General features: G+C 72.8%; 16 protein-coding genes, 1 tRNA gene and 1 pseudogene. 9 read left to right on the plus strand and 9 right to left on the minus strand.

Annotated features, from left to right (window positions below):
• Positions 1-125 precede the first annotated feature (125 nt).
• Complete coding sequence (gene ilvA, locus ACZ7KX_RS16130; RefSeq protein ID WP_470326947.1) at positions 126-1337, minus strand: threonine ammonia-lyase; 1212 nt, start codon at positions 1335-1337, stop codon at positions 126-128.
• A 123-nt stretch (positions 1338-1460) separates the two neighbouring features.
• On the opposite strand from ilvA, the gene ACZ7KX_RS16135 reads away from it, so the two are divergent.
• Positions 1461-1943: a MarR family winged helix-turn-helix transcriptional regulator gene (locus tag ACZ7KX_RS16135; protein WP_470326948.1), complete on the plus strand. Its 483-nt coding sequence runs from the start codon at positions 1461-1463 to the stop codon at positions 1941-1943.
• Between the two features lie 13 nt (positions 1944-1956).
• On the opposite strand, the gene ACZ7KX_RS16140 is transcribed toward ACZ7KX_RS16135, so the two are convergent.
• Positions 1957-3111, minus strand: a complete 1155-nt coding sequence (locus ACZ7KX_RS16140) for a cystathionine gamma-synthase (RefSeq protein ID WP_350522231.1) — start codon at positions 3109-3111, stop codon at positions 1957-1959.
• Between the two features lie 206 nt (positions 3112-3317).
• On the opposite strand from ACZ7KX_RS16140, the gene ACZ7KX_RS16145 reads away from it, so the two are divergent.
• The 3 genes from ACZ7KX_RS16145 (at position 3318) to msrA (ending at position 6991) form a co-directional block, all read left to right on the plus strand.
• Positions 3318-4973: a M48 family metalloprotease gene (locus tag ACZ7KX_RS16145; RefSeq protein ID WP_470326949.1), complete on the plus strand. Its 1656-nt coding sequence runs from the start codon at positions 3318-3320 to the stop codon at positions 4971-4973.
• A 114-nt stretch (positions 4974-5087) separates the two neighbouring features.
• Positions 5088-6221 carry a hypothetical protein gene (locus tag ACZ7KX_RS16150; protein ID WP_470326950.1) on the plus strand — a complete coding sequence of 378 codons (1134 nt, stop codon included), beginning with the start codon at positions 5088-5090 and terminating at the stop codon, positions 6219-6221.
• A 104-nt stretch (positions 6222-6325) separates the two neighbouring features.
• Positions 6326-6991, plus strand: coding sequence for a peptide-methionine (S)-S-oxide reductase MsrA (gene msrA, locus ACZ7KX_RS16155; protein ID WP_470326951.1), 666 nt, complete (start codon positions 6326-6328; stop codon positions 6989-6991).
• Between the two features lie 40 nt (positions 6992-7031).
• Here msrA and ACZ7KX_RS16160 read toward each other — a convergent pair whose 3' ends face one another.
• Complete coding sequence (locus ACZ7KX_RS16160) at positions 7032-7835, minus strand: hypothetical protein (protein ID WP_470326952.1); 804 nt, start codon at positions 7833-7835, stop codon at positions 7032-7034.
• Positions 7836-8117: 282 nt separating this feature from the next.
• On the opposite strand from ACZ7KX_RS16160, the gene ACZ7KX_RS16165 reads away from it, so the two are divergent.
• Entirely contained in the window at positions 8118-8480 is a 363-nt protein-coding gene (locus ACZ7KX_RS16165) for a cupin domain-containing protein (RefSeq protein WP_350522235.1), read from the plus strand.
• 108 nt (positions 8481-8588) lie between these two features.
• Here the strand turns inward: ACZ7KX_RS16165 and ACZ7KX_RS16170 are convergent, their stop codons facing one another.
• The 3 genes from ACZ7KX_RS16170 to ACZ7KX_RS16180 form a co-directional block, all read right to left on the minus strand.
• Entirely contained in the window at positions 8589-9866 is a 1278-nt protein-coding gene (locus tag ACZ7KX_RS16170) for a L,D-transpeptidase (RefSeq protein ID WP_470326953.1), read from the minus strand.
• 186 nt (positions 9867-10052) lie between these two features.
• Positions 10053-10391, minus strand: coding sequence for a hypothetical protein (locus ACZ7KX_RS16175; RefSeq protein WP_350522237.1), 339 nt, complete (start codon positions 10389-10391; stop codon positions 10053-10055).
• Between the two features lie 477 nt (positions 10392-10868).
• The gene (locus tag ACZ7KX_RS16180; protein WP_350522238.1) at positions 10869-12269 is read right to left on the minus strand and encodes a cystathionine beta-synthase; all 1401 of its coding nucleotides are present in this window, start codon (positions 12267-12269) and stop codon (positions 10869-10871) included.
• A 290-nt stretch (positions 12270-12559) separates the two neighbouring features.
• Between ACZ7KX_RS16180 and ACZ7KX_RS16185 the strand changes: the two genes are divergently transcribed.
• The 3 genes from ACZ7KX_RS16185 (at position 12560) to ACZ7KX_RS16195 (ending at position 16165) form a co-directional block, all read left to right on the plus strand.
• Positions 12560-13648, plus strand: coding sequence for an SGNH/GDSL hydrolase family protein (locus ACZ7KX_RS16185; protein WP_470326954.1), 1089 nt, complete (start codon positions 12560-12562; stop codon positions 13646-13648).
• A gap of 63 nt (positions 13649-13711) precedes the next feature.
• The gene (locus tag ACZ7KX_RS16190) at positions 13712-14932 is read left to right on the plus strand and encodes an acetyl-CoA C-acetyltransferase (RefSeq protein ID WP_470326955.1); all 1221 of its coding nucleotides are present in this window, start codon (positions 13712-13714) and stop codon (positions 14930-14932) included.
• A 291-nt stretch (positions 14933-15223) separates the two neighbouring features.
• The gene (locus ACZ7KX_RS16195; RefSeq protein ID WP_470326956.1) at positions 15224-16165 is read left to right on the plus strand and encodes a hypothetical protein; all 942 of its coding nucleotides are present in this window, start codon (positions 15224-15226) and stop codon (positions 16163-16165) included.
• A 124-nt stretch (positions 16166-16289) separates the two neighbouring features.
• On the opposite strand, the gene ACZ7KX_RS16200 is transcribed toward ACZ7KX_RS16195, so the two are convergent.
• The 3 genes from ACZ7KX_RS16200 to ACZ7KX_RS16210 all read right to left on the minus strand — a co-directional run bounded on the left by ACZ7KX_RS16200 (position 16290) and on the right by ACZ7KX_RS16210 (position 17855).
• Positions 16290-16673, minus strand: coding sequence for a hypothetical protein (locus ACZ7KX_RS16200; RefSeq protein WP_470326957.1), 384 nt, complete (start codon positions 16671-16673; stop codon positions 16290-16292).
• 86 nt (positions 16674-16759) lie between these two features.
• Entirely contained in the window at positions 16760-17632 is an 873-nt protein-coding gene (locus ACZ7KX_RS16205) for a Bax inhibitor-1/YccA family protein (RefSeq protein ID WP_470326958.1), read from the minus strand.
• Between the two features lie 141 nt (positions 17633-17773).
• Positions 17774-17855, minus strand: a tRNA-Leu gene (locus ACZ7KX_RS16210).
• A gap of 268 nt (positions 17856-18123) precedes the next feature.
• Between ACZ7KX_RS16210 and ACZ7KX_RS16215 the strand changes: the two are divergent.
• Positions 18124-18314: pseudogene (locus tag ACZ7KX_RS16215) on the plus strand (ABC transporter ATP-binding protein); the annotation flags it as partial.

Genomic DNA, 18314 nt, shown 5'->3' on the forward strand with positions numbered 1-18314 from the left:
CGCCATCGTTCCAGGGAGGAGCGGCGGCGCACCGCAGCAACGACCGGCAATCGGGACCCGAACCACCGGCAACTGGGAGCCCGGTGGACGCTCCCGCCCCACCCGCCCCGCCGGAACGCCCGCCGCTAGTCGGAGACGACGTACCCCGAGTCCCGCAGCTCGCCGACCACCGCCGCGCAGTGCTCCGGCCCCTTGGTCTCCAGGTGCATGTCCACCTCGACCTCCGCCAGCCCCAGCCGCGGGTCGATCCGCACGTGCGCCACGTCCAGCACGTTGGCGTCCAGCCTGGTCAGGACGCCCAGCAGGTCCGCCAGCGAGCCCGGCTTGTCCGCCAGCCGCACCCGCAGCGACAGGTAGCGCCCGGCCGCCGCCAGCCCGTGCCGCAGCACCCGCTGCATCAGCTGCGGGTCGATGTTGCCGCCGGACAGCACCGCCACCACCGGACCCTCGAAGGAGTACGGCCGCTCCAGCAGCGCCGCGATCGGGGCCGCCCCGGCCGGTTCGACCACCAGCTTCAGCCGCTCCAGGCCGAGCAGCAGCGCCCGCGACAGCGAGTCCTCGGAGACCGTGTGGATGCCGTCCGCCAGCGTGTTGACCACCTCGAAGGGGATGTCCCCCGGGCGCCCGACCATGATCCCGTCGGCCATGGTGGCGAAGTGCTCCAGCGACACCGGCCGCCCGGCCGCCAGCGAGGGCGGGTACGCGGCGGCGGCGGCCGCCTGCACCCCGACCACCCGGACGTCCGGCCGCAGCGGCTTGACCGCCGCCGCGATCCCGGCCAGCAGCCCGCCGCCGCCCACCCCGACCAGGATGGTGCGCACTTCGGGGCACTGCTCCAGGATCTCCAGCCCGACGGTCGCCTGGCCGGTGACCACGTCCCAGTGGTCGAAGGGGTGGATGAACACCGCGCCGGTCGCCTCCGAGTACCGCTGGGCGGCCCGCAGCGCCTCGTCCACGTTGGCGCCGTGCAGCCGCACGTCGGCGCCGTACTCGCGGGTGGCCGCGACCTTCGGCAGCGGTGCCGCGACCGGCATGAACACCGTCGACTGCACCCCCAGCAGCGCGGCCGCCAGCGCCACCCCCTGGGCGTGGTTCCCGGCGCTCGCCGCCACCACCCCGCCGGCCCGCTGCACCGGCGAGAGTCCCGCGATCCGCACGTACGCCCCGCGCAGTTTGAAGGAGCCGGTGCGCTGCAGGTTCTCGCACTTCAGGTGGACCGGCGCGCCGATCAGCCCGGAGAGGTGCCGGCTGCCCTCCATCGGTGTCACCCGGGCGATCCCGACGAGCATCTTCTGGGCGCCGCGGACGTCGTCGAGGGTGATCGGCCAGTTGTGCATGCTGCCAAGGTTAGAGGTCCGGGCGACGGCAATCCGGGACGCCGGGCCTGTTCCCGGGCCCGCCGAGCCCGCGTACGCTGCTGGTTCTGAGCCTCCCTCACCGCACGACGATCGTGAGCCGCGATGACGACGACCTCGCCCCAGGCCACCGACCGCACCGACCCCGTGCACACCCAACTGCAGTACCAGCTCGCGGTGTTCGCACGCCGCATGGAACAGGTCCGCACCTCCGGCGGCGGGGTCGGAACGCTGGACCGGGCCGCCTACCTGCTGCTCGACCGGCTGGAGCGGCACGGCCCCGCCAACGTCAAGGCGCTGGCCGAATCACTGGGTGTGGACTCCTCCACGGTGACCCGCCAGGTCGCCCCGCTGGTCGCGGCCGGGCTGGTCGGCCGGGTGCAGGACCCGGCCGACCGCCGCGCCGTACGGCTCGCGCTGACCTCCCGCGGCTCCGGCCGGCTCGACGAAGTCCGGGACGGGCGGGCCGAGTTGACCCGCCGCCTGGTGGCCGACTGGCCGCCGGAGGAGCAGCACGCGTTCTGCGCCCTGCTGGCCCGCTTCAACCACGCGATGGAGTCGTACACGGCGGACCGGCAGGGGCAGTGAACCCCGGGGGGCCTCAGCCGAGCGCCTGCTTGAGGTCGGCCAGCAGGTCGTCGATCGACTCGATGCCGACCGAGACGCGCACCAGATCGGACGGCACCTCCAGCGCCGAGCCGACCACCGAGGCGTGGGTCATCCGGCCCGGGTGCTCGATCAGCGACTCGACGCCGCCGAGGGACTCACCGAGGGTGAACAGCTGCGCGCGGTTGCAGACCTCGACGGCCGCCTCCTCGCCGCCCGCGACGCGGAACGAGACCATGCCGCCGAAGGCCTTCATCTGCTTGGCGGCGATGTCGTGGCCGGGGTGCTCGGGCAGGCCGGGGTAGAGCACCTGGCTGACCTTGGGGTGGCTCGCCAGCAGCTCGGCGACCTTCTCCGCGTTGGCGCTGTGCCGGTCCATCCGGACGCCCAGCGTCTTGATGCCGCGCAGCACCAGCCAGGCGTCGAACGGGCCGGAGACCGCGCCCATCGCGTTCTGGTGGTAGGCGACCTCCTCGCCGAGGGCCGCGTCGGCCAGCACCAGCGCACCGCCGACCACGTCCGAGTGGCCGCCCATGTACTTGGTGGTGGAGTGCACGACCGCGTCCGCGCCGAGCGCGATCGGCTGCTGCAGGTACGGGCTGGCGAAGGTGTTGTCGACCACCAGCAGCGCGCCGGCGCCGTGCGCGATCTCGGCGAGCGCGGCCAGGTCGGTGATGCCCAGCAGCGGGTTGGACGGGGTCTCCACCCACACCGCGCGGGTGTTGGGACGCATCGCGTCGCGGACGGTGGCCAGGTCCTGGGTGTTGGCCACGGAGAACTCGACGCCCCAGCGGGTCAGCACCTTGGCGAAGAGCCGGAAGGTGCCGCCGTAGGCGTCGTTGGGGATCACGATGTGGTCGCCCGGCTTGAGGATGGTGCGCAGCAGGGTGTCCTCGGCCGCCAGGCCGGAGGCGAAGGCGAGGCCGCGGGCGCCGCCCTCCAGCGCCGCGAGGCACTCCTCCAGCGCGGTACGGGTCGGGTTGGCGCTGCGGCTGTACTCGTAGCCGCCCCGCAGGCCGCCCACCCCGTCCTGCTTGTAGGTGGACACCTGGTAGATCGGCGTGACGACGGCCCCGGTCTGGGGGTCTGCTTCCTGCCCCGCGTGGATGGCGAGGGTCTCGAAGCCCTGGGGAAGCTGGTGCTCGGTCATGACTCCGAGCCTAATGGCGGAATGCCGTCAAGCCCTCCCGAATCGGAATCCGGGACGAACCCGCAGGTGGGAGTGGGGGTACGGGGCCCGGTAACCGTGGTGCGCAGGCCGTCGCCAAGCACTAGCATCTCCACCTGCCGTACACCTGTTCACCACACGACAACCGCGCGTCGCCGTGCCGTCGCGCCCTCGGGGGAGGATCACGCATGGGCGCGCCCCCGCGTTCCACCGGCATGGGCACATCCAGAAGAGCCGCGACCGCGGTGGCCCTGCTCGCCGGTTTCTACCTGCTCGCCCTCGGCATCCTCGTGAGCCTGCTCGCCCTCGACGTCGTCCTGTACCGGGTCTCGGGCCAGCTGCGCCCGGCACTGTTCAAGGTCTGGGCGCTGTCCGCCGCGATCGGCTACCCGGTCGCCCGGGTGGTGTTCCTGACGCGTCGGCGCGAGGACGCCGCAGAGCTGCCCGGCGTGCCCCTGACCCGCGAGCGGCAGCCCGCCGTCTGGGCCGTGATCGACCGGATCGCCGAGCGGACGGGTGTCCGCGGACCGGCCGAGATCCGGCTCGTGCCCGAGGTCAACGCCAGCGTGCTGGAGGAGGCGAAGCTGCTCGGCCTCGTCCCCGGCAAGCGGCACCTGGCCATCGGCGCCCCGCTGCTGATCGGCCTCACCGAGGGCGAGCTGGAGTCCGTCCTGGCGCACGAGTTCGGCCACTTCAGCAACCGGGACGTACGGCTGGCCGCTGTCACGCTCGCTGGCCGCCGCGCCCTGCTGCACACCGTCGGCGGGCTCCACCAGCGCGCCGACCGGCACCAGGCCGAGGAGGCCGCCAAGCTGGCCGCCAAGGCCGAGAAGCGGCTTTCCAAGGGTCGCCAACCCTCCTACGAGCAGGCCACCGGCGGCGTCGACCGGGTCCTCGCCAAGCTCTTCAACCTCTACGCCAAGCTCTACTTCCGGGTCTCCGAGGCGGTCGGCCGCCGCCAGGAGTACGCCGCCGACGTCGTCGCCGCCCGGCTGGCGGGCCGGGACGCCACCGCCACGGCGCTGCGCAGGATGCCGGCGCTGGTCTCCGCCCAGGACTTCTACCTGGGCCGCTACGCCACCATCGGCTGGGACGCGGGTCTGCTCCCGCTGCCCGGCCAGGTCTACGGCGGCCTGGTCCACCTGCTGAACGACCCGAAGCGCCGCCAGGAGCTCGCCGAGTACGCGCTCGAACTGCCCGAGCAGGAGCCCGACCCGTACGACTCCCACCCGCCGATCGCCCGCCGGGTCGCCGCGATCGAGGCGCTGCCGGACGACGGACGCGGCCCCGGCACCACCACCCCCGCCCTCGCCCTGCTGCACGACGCCGAGCGGGTGCTGACCGAGCTGGAGGTCGTCTCGCTGGTGCCCGAGGCGGCCGCGAAGCAGCGGGTCGAGTGGCCCGAGCTGGTCCGGGCGGCGATGCTCGCACACGCGCGCGGCGCGGGCGCCCCGGCAGGCCGGGCCCTGACGGCGCTGGGCCTGCCGCCCACCGCCGAGGGCCTGCTGGACGCCGTGGACGCCGGCCGGGCCCGGGAGTTCACCGACCGGTTGCCGAAGAGCGAACAGGCCGCCGCCGCCACCGGCCGGGCCGCCCGCGAGTTCGCCCGCCCGGTGCTGCGCGAGGAACTGGCGCACGCCGTCGTCGTCACGCTGGCCGAAGCCGGCCTGGCCGGCTGGGAGCTCTCCTGGTCCGGGCCGGCCGAGCTACGACTGCCGGAGGCCTTCGAGGACGGCTTCGACGCGGCCCTCGACGCCGCCTGCCGCGACACGCCGGACACCGCGCCGCTGCGGGCCCTGCTCGCCGGGGCCGGCGTCCCGTCGCCCACCGCCCCGGCCCTCTGACCGGCCCCGGCGGACCGACCCCGGCGCCGAGCCGGACCACGCCAGGCGCCACGCGCAGGCCGAGCCCGCCACAGGCACGCCCAGCACGCCCAGCACGCCACGGAAGGAAGCTCCTTGATCGGCATCATCGTGTTCGCCGTCGTCGGCCTCGTCCTGCTGTTCCCGGTCGTCATGACCCGGCTGGCCAAGCGCAAACTGGCCCAGCTGGAGCGGGCGAAGGCCACCATCGCGGCCCACGAGGCCCGGGTCGCCGAGCAGGAACGGGCGAAGAACACCATCGTCCCGGCCGACCACGGGCTGCTGCTCGGCCGCGAGCTGGTCCTGGACGACGAGCCGGGCCCCGAGGAGGAGGCCGCCCTCGCCGCCGCGCGGGCCGGCGACTGGCAGCCGGCCGCCGCCCACCTCACCGCGGACGCCTCCGCCGACGTCCGCTGGATGCGGCAGCGCGCACTGGCCCGGTTGGCGGCCGAGGACGACACCTGGCTGCGCGCCTGGCGCGCGGAGCGGCCCGAGGACCCGACCGCCGCCCTGGTGCACGCGGACGCCCTGGTCCACCTGGCCTGGAACATCCGGACGTCGGCCCGGGCCCAGCACGTCACCCGCGAGCAGTTCAACGGCTTCCACCGCGTCCTGCGGGAGGCGGACGGGGCGGCCGAGGCGGCGATGGCGCTCGCCCCCGCCGCGGACCCCAACCCGTGGGTCGCCCGGATCTCCGTCGCCATGGGTCTGGGCTGGTCCCACGAACGCTTCCGGCAGCTCTGGTCCGAACTGACCGAGCGCGACCCGCACCACTGGGCGGCGCACAACCGGGCCCTGCAGTACTGGTGCGACAAGTGGCACGGCAGCCACCAGCTGATGCACGGGTTCATCGACGAGGCGATCGCCGCCGCCCCGGCCGGCAGCCTGCTCGCGCCGATGAAGCTGGAGGCGTACTACGAGCAGTTCGGCCAGGACGGGGAGAAACTCAGCGCCTGGAAGCGGCCGGAGGTCGGCACCGCCGTGGACGCGGCGCTCGCCGACCTCGCCGCCGCCGAGCCGGACCACCCGCGCGTCCGGTACGCCCGCGGCTGGCTCGCCTACACCCTGACCCGGGCCGGCCGGCCGACCGAGGCGCTGGCGCAGTACCAGGCGCTGGGCCGGTACATCCCGCAGCCGTTCACCAACTTCAACGATCCCCGGCAGGCCTTCGTCGACCTGCGGATCGACGCGGTCCGGGGCGCGGTCGAGGCGGCCGCGCAGCCGGCCTGACCACGGCGGGCGGTGCGAACGGGCCCGACGGCCGCTCCCGGAATCCGGGGGCGGCCGTTCGCGTTGCACAGTGAGCCACGTTTCCCGACCCGCTGGAGCAGGCCGTGTTGTTCAACCGCCACAAGACCTCGCTCGTTCCCGCCGACCAGGCGCTGCCCGGTCGGCCGACCGCGGCCTTCGAGCTGCGCGACCCGCACACCGTGCTCGGCCACCCGCTGACCGGTCCGTATCCGGAGGGCCTGGAGGTGGCCGACTTCGGGCTGGGCTGCTTCTGGGGCGCCGAGCGCACGTTCTGGCGCCTGCCCGGCGTCTGGACGACGCTGGTCGGCTACCAGGGCGGCTACACCCCCAACCCGACGTACGACGAGGTGTGCAGCGGGCTGACCGGGCACACCGAGGCGGTCCGGGTGGTGTACGACCCGGCCGTGGTCTCCTACGAGCGGCTGCTGAAGACGTTCTGGGAGGCGCACGACCCGACCCAGGGCAACCGCCAGGGCAACGACGTGGGCACCCAGTACCGCTCCGCGGTCTACACCCACTCCCCCGCCCAGGCCGAGGCCGCGGCGGCGTCCCGGGAGGCCTTCCAGCCGGCCCTCACCGCGCTCGGCTACGGGCCGATCACCACGGAGATCGCCCCGGCCGGTCCGTTCTTCCCGGCCGAGCCCTACCACCAGCAGTACCTGTCGGAGGCCAAGAACCCCAACGGCTACTGCGGCCTCGGCGGCACCGGCGCCTCCTGCCCGATCGGCGTGGCCAAGTCCGACTACTGACCTCTCGGGTCCGTTCCCCGCGCTCGGCGCCCCTGTCCGGTCACGCCCGCGGGTGCCGGGCTGCCGAGCCGACGCCGGGTGGGTCACCAGGGTTCCCGGTGTCTGCCGCACCCGTCAGTTCCACGACGCGAGCGCGGAACATGCGCCAGCGTCGCTCGTTGTCCTGCAGCAGGCCGGCCGAGTCGCTGAGCATGTCCGCTGCCCGGTCGGCGAGTTCGGCCGCGGAGTACAGCAGCTGCGGACTGGTCGCCGTTGCGGCCAGGTCGGTTCTCAGGGCCGCAGGACGGAAGTCCACGCGGTCGAGGATCTCGACCGCACGGTGCAACGCGCGCCCCGCGCCGTCGCTCAGATGGGCGGCCTGCCAGTCGTTGCTGATGATCCGGTGCCGTTCACCGAGGAGGGCGGCAAACTCCGCGTAGTCCAACAGGACGGCCGCAGCGTCCCAGGAGCCCCGCATGGCCGACGCCAACCAGTCCCCGGCGCTGATCAGACCGTCCGCGGTCTCCCGGAGGTCCCGCTTGAGCCGACGGATTTCGGCGGGCTCCCCCTCGCCCTCCATGAACAGGACGCCGGTCAACTGCAGGGCGACCGGCGCCGTCAGATCCTCCGCCCCCTCGAAGGGGTTCAGCGCGGTGGACTCCGTCGGCCGCACCTGCGACCACCGGTCGGCAAGAGCGAGCAGCGTGCGAACGTCACGCTGGATCGCGACCGCCTGCTCGCGCGGTGCCGACGCGTAGAACTGCTCGTGCGCGCGGTGGAATGTCGCCAGATTCGCCATGGCATGCAGCATCTCCACCGGCGGGGGGCCGGTCTTCGCCGGCGGAGACTCGGTGTTCTCTGCCATACGACCATCTTGGCCCCGCCTGGGGCACTCGTCCTGTGAGCGGCGGGCTCGGACCCGGCGTCCCCGTACCGCGGCCCACCTGGCACGCCGTGCTCGGCGGCACCGGCGCCTCCTGCCCGATCGGCGTGGCCCGCACCCGGGGCTGACCGGGCGTCGACGACTCCGCGTGCGCCCTTCCCGCTGTGACCCCCTCCCGTTCGGGGCGCAGACTGGAAGGGCCAGCAGGGGCCGACCGGCCGCCCGTCGGCGGCCGGGCCCCCTCGTGGAGAGGAGTGGTGCGCCATGTCCGGTCTGGTCCGCAAGAGCTTCGACGATCCCGAGGAAGTCCGTCCCTTCGAGGAGGGCAAGGGCGAGCTGCGGCTGGTCAACCTGGACTCCGGCCCGGTCGGCAGGGCCGTGTTCGAGCCGGGGTGGCAGTGGTCCAAGCACGTGAAGCCGATCGCCAAGACCGACAGCTGCCAGGCGGCCCACATGGGGTACGTGATCTCCGGCCGGATGAAGATCGTCATGGACGACGGCCAGGAGGCCGAGTTCGGCCCCGGCGACTACATGATCTGCCCGCCCGGACACGACGCCTGGATCCTCGGCGACGAGCAGTGCGTCGTCGTCGACTGGCAGGGGTTCGCGGACTACGCCAAGCGCTGAGGCCGGGCGCGGCTCACAGCTCGCCGGGCGGCTGCTCGCCGCTGCCGTCCGGCCCGTGACCGGGCTGCCCGGTCACGGGCCGGACGGGGCAGCCCGCCTGCGGGTGGATCAGACGGCGCTGCCGGCCTTCCAGTCGGCCCAGCCCATGTTCCAGCCGTTCAGGCCGTTGTCCGGGGCGACGGTCTTGTCGCCGGAGTTCACGACCTCGACCACGTCGCCGACCATCGAGGACTTGTAGAACTTGTAGCCGTCCGTGCCGATGTCCTGCGCGCCCTTGGCGTCCTGCAGGCCGACGCAGCCGTGGCTGGTGTTCTGGCTGCCGAAGATCGACGTCGACGACCAGTAGTTGCCGTGGATGAAGGTGCCCGAGGTGGTGAGGCGCTGGGCGTGCGGCACGTCCGCGATGTCGTACTCGCTGCCCAGGTTGACCGTCTGCGAGTTCATCCGGGTCTGCGTGTACTGCTCGGAGATGACCATCTTGCCGCCCCAGGTGGTGTGCTCGGGCGAGCCGCCGGAGATCTTGTACACGGCGCTGACCTGGCCGTCGGTGGTGACGGTGAGCTTCTTGGTGGCGAGGTCGGCGACGCTGGTCTGGGCGCGGCCGACGGTGAAGCGGACGTCCTTGGACTGGGTGCCGTACACGCCCTTGGCGCCCTCGACGTCCTTGAGCCGGAGCTTGAGGGTGACCTGGGTGCCCTTGGCCCAGTACTCCTGCGGCCGGAAGTCGAGGCGGGTGCTGGAGAACCAGTGGCCGACGATCTCGACGCCCGGCTCGGCTGTCACGGTGATCGCCTGCTGGACGGCCTTCTTGTCGGTGATCGGCTTGCTGAAGTTGATCGAGACGGGCATGCCGACGCCGACCGTCGAGCCGTCCTCGGGGGTGAAGTAGCCGACGAAGGTGTTGGCCGGGGTCGCCGTGGTGAAGACGGCGTTGGAGTCCGCCTCCAGCTTGTCCTTGTCCTGGGCGACGGCGGCGACGGTGTACTTGGTACCGCTGGCCGGGGCGGCGGCCGAGGTCCAGCCGGTGTTGTCGGCGGAGAGCTGGCCGGCCAGTTCCTTGCCGGTGGAGTCGGTCACCTTGACGCTGGTCAGGGTGCCGTTGGCGACGGTGACCTTGACCGGCTCGCTGAAGCTGGCGGCGGTGGCCCCGTCGGCGGGGGTGACGGTGATCACGGCGGCCGAGGTCTTCGGGGCGCTGCTGCTGCCGTTGCCCGGGGCGCCGCTCGCGCTACCGCCGGATCCGGAGCCGGAGCCGCTGCCGCTGTTACCGCTGTTGTCGTTGCAGGCCGCGAGGAGCAGGACCGGCGCCCCGATCAGTCCCGCGAGAACACCGCGTCGGCTCCAGCTTCCACCGGCCGCCCGCCCCTGACCGTCCCGTGCCGTCACGTCGCGTCTCCCTGCTGATCATCCCGGGCATTTACGGATACAGAAACGCAATCCGCCCGTTCACGGTTCCACCATCGAAGGGTAAGCGATCGTATGAGATGACCAAACTTGCCATCGAACAAGGACAAAACGCCCGGCCTGCCGTGGCAGACCGGGCGTTTCCGAGCGCGTGACGGCGCACCGCCCCTACTCGGCGGACTCCTCCACCGCGTACTCGTCCCACTCCTCGCTGTCCGGGTCGAACTCGGTCTGCGCCGACTCCCAGGTCGCCGAGGCGAGCTCCACCCCGGGGACGTCGCCGAGCAGCGCGACGGGGTCGATGAAGTGGGCGAGCGAACCCGACGGGTCCACCTCGATGGCCTCGACGGACTGGGCGCGCTCCTCGTCGTCGAGGTACTCGTCCTCGGTCACCGCCTGCAGGGCCGCCGCCTTCAGCGCGCCCTCGTCGGTGATCTCCGCGATGAGCTCGATCTTGACCCGGACGTAGCGCGGGGCGTCCTGGTCGGTCGTTTCAGTGCTGGTCATGCGTGCGAGCGTACGGGAACGACGTGCCGCCCGGCGCACCGCGCACGGCCGCGACGGCGGACCGGGCCCGGACAGGCGGCGGGGCCGGCCCCTCGAAGAAGGACCGGCCCCACCGTCTCCCCCCTCGGCTCCCCCACCCGGGAGCCGCGGGGACGCGCCGTACGGCGCGGTGCGGCCGCGGAAGCCGCCACACCCTGTCGACCGGCCGGAGCCGGGCAGGGGCGGGACGACGGCGCCTCCCGCGGAGGTAGGACACAGCGGTCGGGTCAGGACCGCCCGATGTGTCCGGAGTCGACCGCGGTCGCCGGGGAGCCGCTCCCGGACGCTTGCTGTCGCCTCGTTCGGCGTCGTGCCGTTGACCACAACGATGCCGGACCGTTGTTAACCCCGTGATGCGGGCAGGTGACGCCGGTGTACCACTTCGCCCGTGGACGAATCCTCCGGATCCGCCCACGGGCGCTCGGTGGTGACCGCGTGTCAGTGCGCGGCGCGGCCGGTCAGGAAGCCCAGCAGGTCCTGGCGGCTGACGATGCCCTGCGGCTTGCCCTCGACCAGCACGACGGCCGCGTCGGCCTTCTCCAGCACGGTCATCAGGTTGGTGACGGTCTCGCCCGAGCCGACCACCGGCAGCGGCTTGGACATCACCTTGTCCAGCGTGTCGGTCAGCTCGATCTCCTTGGCGAAGATGCCCTCCAGCAGCAGCTTCTCCACCACCGAGCCGATCACCTCGCCGGCCATGATGTCCGGGTGCCCGGCACCGGGGGAGACCACCGGCATCTGCGAGACGCCGTACTCGCGCAGCACCCGGACCGCCTCGGCGACCGTCTCGTTGGGGTGCATGTGGACGAACTGCGGGACGCCGCCCTGCTCGATGGACTCCTTGCGGGCCAGCACCTCGCCGATGTGCGCCTCGTCGGTGGACGAGGGCAGGAAGCCGTAGTCGGCCATCCAGTCGTCGTTGAAGATCTTCGACAGGTAGCCGCGGCCGCCGTCCGGCAGCAGCACCACCACGACGTCGTCCGGCCCGAGCTTGCGGGCGACCTCCAGCGCGGCCACCACGGCCATGCCGCAGGAGCCGCCGACCAGCAGGCCCTCCTCCTTGGCCAGGCGGCGGGTCATCTGGAACGAGTCCTTGTCGGAGACGGCGACGATCTCGTCCGCGACGTTGCGGTCGTAGGCGGTCGGCCAGAAGTCCTCACCGACGCCCTCGACCAGGTACGGCCGGCCGGTGCCGCCCGAGTAGACCGAGCCCTCCGGGTCGGCGCCGATCACCTTGACCTTGCCGCCCGACGCCTCCTTCAGGTAGTTGCCGGTGCCGGAGATGGTGCCGCCGGTCCCGACGCCCGCCACGAAGTGGGTGATCTTCCCGTCGGTCTGCTCCCACAGCTCCGGGCCGGTGGAGTAGTAGTGCGAGGCCGGGTTGTCCGGGTTGGAGTACTGGTCCGGCTTCCAGGCGTTCGGGGTCTCCCGGACCAGGCGGTCGGAGACGTTGTAGTAGGAGTCCGGGTGCTCAGGGGCGACGGCGGTCGGACAGACGACCACCTCGGCACCGTACGCGCGGAGGGTGTTGATCTTGTCGGTCGAGACCTTGTCCGGGCAGACGAAGATGCACTTGTAGCCCTTCTGCTGGGCCACGATCGCCAGACCGACACCGGTGTTGCCGGAGGTCGGCTCGACGATGGTGCCGCCCGGCTTGAGGGCGCCCGAGGCCTCGGCGGCCTCGATCATGCGCATCGCGATGCGGTCCTTCACGGAGCCACCGGGGTTGAAGTACTCGACCTTCGCCAGCACTGTCGCGCTGATGCCCTCGGTGACCTTGTTCAGCTTGACCAGCGGCGTGTTGCCGACCAGGTCGATGATCGAGTTGTGGTACCGCACGGGGGTCCTCCCGGTCTATGGGCATGCGAGTGCTTTCGGTACTGCAAAGCCTAGGGCGTGGCACGCGCCCCAGCGCCCCCTCTCGTCCACGTCCTCCGGGGCCCGCCCCGGCAGCCCCGCGCGACGACCCGCCGCCCCTCCCCGACGGCCCGCCCCGCCCGGCGCTCCCGCGGCGGCGCCGCCGGCGCCTCCCCCAATGGCCCACCCGCACCGGTACTCCCGCCCCCGGCGCGGGTAGGAGGGGTGTACGACCCCGCTGGGGGCGGCACGAGGACGTGAAGGGGGTCCGGATGCCAGGCGCACACGACTCGCGGGCCCGGGTGGCCCGGCGGATCGCCACCGCGGCGGCGTACGGCGGCGGCGGGCTCGGACTGCTCGGGGTCGGCGTGGTCGGCCTGCTGCTGACCGAGAGCAAGCTCGCCATCCAGGCCATCGGCGTCCTGGGGACCCTCCCGCCCAGGGCCGACGGCGTCTACGGCGAGGCCTTCGCCGACCGCTCCGCCGCCCCGCAGCCGCCGCTCGTGCTGGCCGTCCTCGGCGACTCCACCGGCGCCGGCCTCGGGGTGGCACGGGGCCGGGAGACCCCGGGCGCCCTGCTCGCCGCCGGGCTGGCCTCGGTGGCCGAACGCCCGGTCCGGCTGGTCAACGCGGCCCGCTCCGGCGGCCGCTCGGCCGACCTCTCCGGCCAGCTGGAGCAGGTGCTGCAGCACCACCCCGACGTCGCGGTGATCATGGTCGGCGCCAACGACGTGACCCGGCACAGTCCGGCACAGCTCGCCGTCCGCCAGCTCGGCGAGGCCGTCGCCGCACTGCGCGCCAACGGCTGCGAGGTGGTCGTCGGGACCTGCCCGGACCTCGGCACGATCAAGCCGGTGCGCCCGCCGCTGCGCTGGGTGGCCCGGCGGCTGAGCCGGCAGCTGGCCGCCGCACAGACCATCGCGGTGGTCGAGGCGGGCGGCCGGACGGTCTCGCTGGGCTCGCTGCTCGGCCCGGAGTTCGCCGCCCGCCCGGAGATGTTCGCCGCCGACCGCTACCACCCCTCGGCCCAGGGCTACGCGACGGCCGCGATGACCCTGCTGCCCTCGGTCTGCGCCGTGCTCGGCCTGTGGCCGGAGGAGGAGCGCCCGACCGCACCGGTGCCGGGCGAGACGGTGCTGCCGGTCGCGGTGGCCGCCGCCGCGGCGGCCGGGCGGGCGGGCACCGAGGTGGCGGCCGTCGAGACGGCGGGCGCGGGCCACCGCTGGGCGCTGCTGCGCCGACGCCTGCGGATCGGCCTGCCCGGGTCGGGCGCGGCGGCCCACCTGCACCCCGTCCAGGACGACCCGCCGGGCCCCGGGAATACGTCGGCCAGCTCACACGCTGGGGCGGGTGACGCCTGATCTACCAGGCGGTAACTTTCCTCCCGGACGTCAGGTCCGCAGTCACCCAGCGAGGAGCCCGTCATGCCCGAAGCCGTCATCGTCAGCGCCGCCCGTTCGCCGATCGGCCGGGCGTTCAAGGGCTCCCTGAAGGACGTCCGCCCGGACGACCTGACCGCGCACATCATCCAGGCCGCGCTGGCCAAGGTGCCGCAGCTCGACCCGCGCGAGATCGACGACCTGATGCTGGGCTGCGGCCTGCCCGGCGGCGAGCAGGGCCACAACCTGGCCCGCATCGTGGCCGTCCAGATGGGCATGGACTACCTGCCCGGCGCCACCATCACCCGCTACTGCTCCTCCTCGCTGCAGACGACCCGGATGGCGCTGCACGCGATCAAGGCCGGCGAGGGCGACGTCTTCATCTCGGCCGGCGTGGAGACCGTCTCGCGCAGCATCCACGGCACCTCGGACGGCATGCCGGGCACCATGAACCCGCTCTTCGACGAGGCTCAGGCCCGAACGGCCAAGCGGGCCGAGGAGGGCGGCGGCGAGTGGCACGACCCGCGCGCGGACGGGCTGGTGCCGGACGCCTACATCGCGATGGGCCAGACCGCCGAGAACCTCGCCGCACTGAAGGGCATCACCCGCGCCGAGCAGGACGAGTTCGGCGTCCGCTCGCAGAACCTCGCCGAGGCCGCCATCAAGGCCGGCTTCTGGCAGCGCGAGATCACCCCGGTGACGCTCCCGGACGGCACCGTGGTCAGCACGGACGACGGCCCGCGCGCCGGCGTCACCGTGGAGGGCGTCTCGGGCCTGAAGCCGGTGTTCCGCCCCGACGGCACCGTGACCGCCGGTAACTGCTGCCCGCTGAACGACGGTGCGGCCGCGCTGGTCATCATGTCCGACACCAAGGCCCGCGAGCTCGGCATCACCCCGCTCGCCCGGGTGGTCTCCACCGGTGTCAGCGCGCTCTCGCCCGAGATCATGGGCTACGGCCCGGTCGAGGCCTCCAAGCAGGCGCTCAAGCGGGCCGGCCTGAGCATCGGCGACATCGACCTGGTCGAGATGAACGAGGCCTTCGCGGCCCAGGTGATCCCGTCCTACCGCGACCTCGGCGTGGACCTGGACAGGCTGAACGTCAACGGCGGCGCCATCGCGGTCGGCCACCCCTTCGGCATGACCGGCGCCCGGATCACCACCACGCTGATCAACTCCCTGCAGTGGCACGACAAGCAGTTCGGTCTGGAGACCATGTGCGTCGGCGGCGGCCAGGGCATGGCGATGGTCATCGAGCGCCTCAGCTGACCCTCCCCCGTACGCTCCGAAGGGTCTGGACCACCCATTTGGAGTGACACTGCGTAATTGAGGGCCGGATCACACCGCGAGGTCGATCCGGCCCTCTTTCCGTTCGTTTTCGGCTCGGAAATCGACACTGCGGAGCGGATCAACTGCACTGCGTAGAACGGTGTTACCTAACAATTTGGGGACAAGAGCGAAAGTCCGGGACTAATTAGACATTCGCCACTGCGGTAACACCCCCGGATGCGGCAGTGTGGACACGTAACCCCGTTCCGCTCCTCGCTAGGAGTACGTTCCGTGAGCGCCGTCTACACCATCCTGCTGCTGATCCTGATCACCGTGTCGACCGCCGTGCTGCTCCGTCTCCGCGGAATCTCCCGCCGACTGGACGCTCAGGCCGCGGCCCCGGCCGTGCCCGCACCGGTGGACGAGGCCGCGATACGCCGGGCCGTCGCCGAGGCGCTCGCCGCCGACCGCGAGCGGGAGATCACCGAGGCCCGGGCGTTCTGGGCCGAGCAGGAGGCCCGCGCGGCCGAGGACGCGCCGCTGTTCGACTCCCCCTTCAACGGCGTGTTCTCCGGCACCGACGAGTGGCCGCTCTTCTTCCCCCGCCCCACCGGGCCGCAGGACGCCGCCGACAACGCCGGGACGATGGACCCGGAGTTCGGCGAGGCGCTGCGCTCCGCGCTGGAGGACCTGATCAACGACGGCGGCACCGGCCCGGCCGAGCCCGGCACCGACGGAGGCGCGCCGCTGCGCCCCGGCCACCCGGTGGGCGAGACCGCGAAGGACGCCCGGGCCCGCCGTGAGGCCGACCTGCTGGCCACCGGCCTGGAGGCCGGGCTGCTGGACGCCGACCAGGCCGTCGAGGAGGCGCCGGTCGCCGCGCCCGACCCGCGCCGCCACCCCTCGCACCCCGACTTCGTGCCGAGCCAGGCGCCGTCCCGCGAGTGGACGGACACCCGGCTGGCCGCCCTCGCCGAGGAGGCCGTCGCACTGATCGACGTCCGCCCGGGCCCGCTGGGCACCCTGGACGTGTACGCCTTCGCCGACGGCACCACGCTCTGCGTGGCCCCGGGCGACCGGGAGGCCGCGTACCGGCTGATCGACGCGGTCCGTGCCGGAGAGCACGTGCGACTGCTCGGCGGCTCGCGCTTCTCCGGCTCGTACTCGCTGACCTTCTCCACCGACGATGAGGCCGTCTACGTGCTCGCCGACCGGGTGGTCGCCAGCATCTGACGCCCACTCACGGGCCGGACTCCGCGCGCCCGCTCACGGGCTCGACGCGCTGCACGCCGAAGGCCGGCCGGGTCAAGGGGTTACCGACCCGGCCGGCCTCCTGCGTGTCCGGCCGCACCGGGCCTCAGGCGCAGAGCGCCGCCGTGCCGCGCACCGCCGCCACCGCCCCGGCCAGCACCTCGCCCACCGCGGCGGGCCCCTCCGGCAGCGTCACCCGCGCGTCCTCGGGCAGCGCCGCGAGCGCGGCCGCCAGGTCGTGCCCGGCGACGGCCAGTTGGTCCCCCGCCGCGAAGGCCCCCGCGTCCGGGAAGTCCCGCTCGGGCCCGCCCTCCGCCGCCAGCGCCAGCGCGGCCAGCCGCCGGGCGAGGTCCAGCCCGGCCGCCGCCCGCGAGGCGTGCCCGGGCACGGCGCCCAGCAGCTTGCTCTGCGGCAGCGAGCGGAAACGATCCGCCAGGGACTCGACGGCTTCGACCAGGGGCCGTACGTCCAGGAGCTGTACGTCATGCATGGCAGCGAGCCTAGGCGAAAAGCCGCCGGGCCCCGGAGCGGGTGGCTCCGGGGCCCGGCGGCAGTGGTTCACGGCGACCGACGGTGTCAGTCGTCGCCGCGGAGGCTGGCGATCAGGCGCAGCATCTCGAAGTAGATCCAGACCAGCGAGAAGGTGAGCCCGAAGGCGGCCCGCCAGGACTCCTCCTGCCGGGCACCCCCGGCGATGGCCTGCTCGATCTCGTTGAAGTCCAGCGTCAGGTAGAACGCGCCGAGGGCGACGCCGATCAGGCCGATGCCGACGCCCAGCGGGCCGGACCAGGTGTTGAGACCGCCGCCGAACGCCCACGCGATGCAGTTGATCAGCAGCAGGCCCGAGAAGCCCAGGCCGATCGCGATGCCGATCCGGGTGTACTTCGGGCTCACCCGGAGCCGACCGCTCTTGTAGACGTAGAGCGTGGCCCCGAAGACCGCCGCCGTGCCCAGCACCGCCTGGATGGCGATGCCCGGCCAGATGGTGTTGAGGACGTGGGTGACCGCGCCCAGCGCGAAGCCCTGGAACGCCGCGTAGGCCAGGACCAGCGGCGGGCTGATCTTCTGTCGGAACTGGACGACCAGACCGACGATCATGGCGACCAGCGAGGCGCCGACGGCGAAGCCGAAGTTCTTGAACGGCAGCGTGAACCAGGACACCGCACCGGCGGCGACCACGGTCAGCAGCGTCATGGCCGTGCGGGCCAGCACGTCGTCGAGCGTCATCCGCCCGGTGGCCCCGGGGCCGGCGGACGGCCCGTTGTACATCTCGAAGAGCTGCTCGTCCGTCAGCGGCCCCTGCGCCGACGGCTGCTGGGCGTACTGGGTGCCCGCGTACGGGTTGTGGCCGTACGGGCTCCCGGCCTGCGCACTCGTTCCGAACCCCGCGTAACCGGAGTCGCGGGTGAAGGATCCCTCCCGCGAGAAGACCGGGTTGCTGCTTCTCATTGCTCATTCCCTCCGTGGCGGCACTGCACCGCCCACGCACAAGGGTAATGGCTTGGCAAAAATTCCGGGATACGCCGCGAGGAGGATCCGGTGAACGACGCCCGGCGGGGGCGCCGTCGGCGCCTCCGCCGGGTCGACCTGTGCCCGGAGCCGGACTCGAACCGGCACGGCCTCGCGGCCAAGCAGTTTTAAGCTGCCCGTGTCTGCGTTCCACCATCCGGGCGTCCTGCGAAACCACCCCTGAGCCTAGTCGCCCGGCTCACCCTTTCGCATGTTCCCAGCCCCGGAAGTTGTCATGTTTCCTTGCCATCTGACGAACTGTTCGGAATTCGGCCACGAAGGATAGCGGTTCCGGCCACGAGCCGGACGTCGACCCTCCCTCAGGGTTCCCGTCATACCGCAGGAGGACGGGCCGCGCCTCCCGTACGCCCAGCGGTGGTCGGGCCAACCGTCCGGCGGAGCGACGCCAGACCATGATCACGTCGCGGAGCATGGAGGTACAAGCCCACGAGCACAAGGAGCCCCCCGTGACCACGTCGACCGCAACCGCCGTCCGCACCGGCCTGGCGGCCGCCCGCGCCACCGGACTGAACAAGGTCTACGGGGAGGGGGAGACCCGCGTCGTCGCCCTCGACGACGTCAGCGTGACCTTCCCCCAGGGCGAGTTCACCGCCATCATGGG

The sequence above is a fragment of the Kitasatospora sp. NPDC038210 genome, from assembly GCF_055600605.1.

What these genes read in the sequence shown, in the direction of transcription:
- ilvA (WP_470326947.1), bottom strand. Translation starts at nt 1,337, where the DNA reads ATGCACAACTGGCCGATCACCCTCGACGACGTCCGCGGCGCCCAGAAG.
- ACZ7KX_RS16145 (WP_470326949.1), top strand. Translation starts at nt 3,318, where the DNA reads ATGGGCGCGCCCCCGCGTTCCACCGGCATGGGCACATCCAGAAGAGCC.
- ACZ7KX_RS16175 (WP_350522237.1), bottom strand. Translation starts at nt 10,391, where the DNA reads ATGACCAGCACTGAAACGACCGACCAGGACGCCCCGCGCTACGTCCGG.
- ACZ7KX_RS16140 (WP_350522231.1), bottom strand. Translation starts at nt 3,111, where the DNA reads ATGACCGAGCACCAGCTTCCCCAGGGCTTCGAGACCCTCGCCATCCAC.
- ACZ7KX_RS16160 (WP_470326952.1), bottom strand. Translation starts at nt 7,835, where the DNA reads ATGGCAGAGAACACCGAGTCTCCGCCGGCGAAGACCGGCCCCCCGCCG.
- ACZ7KX_RS16200 (WP_470326957.1), bottom strand. Translation starts at nt 16,673, where the DNA reads ATGCATGACGTACAGCTCCTGGACGTACGGCCCCTGGTCGAAGCCGTC.
- ACZ7KX_RS16135 (WP_470326948.1), top strand. Translation starts at nt 1,461, where the DNA reads ATGACGACGACCTCGCCCCAGGCCACCGACCGCACCGACCCCGTGCAC.
- ACZ7KX_RS16165 (WP_350522235.1), top strand. Translation starts at nt 8,118, where the DNA reads ATGTCCGGTCTGGTCCGCAAGAGCTTCGACGATCCCGAGGAAGTCCGT.
- ACZ7KX_RS16190 (WP_470326955.1), top strand. Translation starts at nt 13,712, where the DNA reads ATGCCCGAAGCCGTCATCGTCAGCGCCGCCCGTTCGCCGATCGGCCGG.
- ACZ7KX_RS16205 (WP_470326958.1), bottom strand. Translation starts at nt 17,632, where the DNA reads ATGAGAAGCAGCAACCCGGTCTTCTCGCGGGAGGGATCCTTCACCCGC.
- ACZ7KX_RS16185 (WP_470326954.1), top strand. Translation starts at nt 12,560, where the DNA reads ATGCCAGGCGCACACGACTCGCGGGCCCGGGTGGCCCGGCGGATCGCC.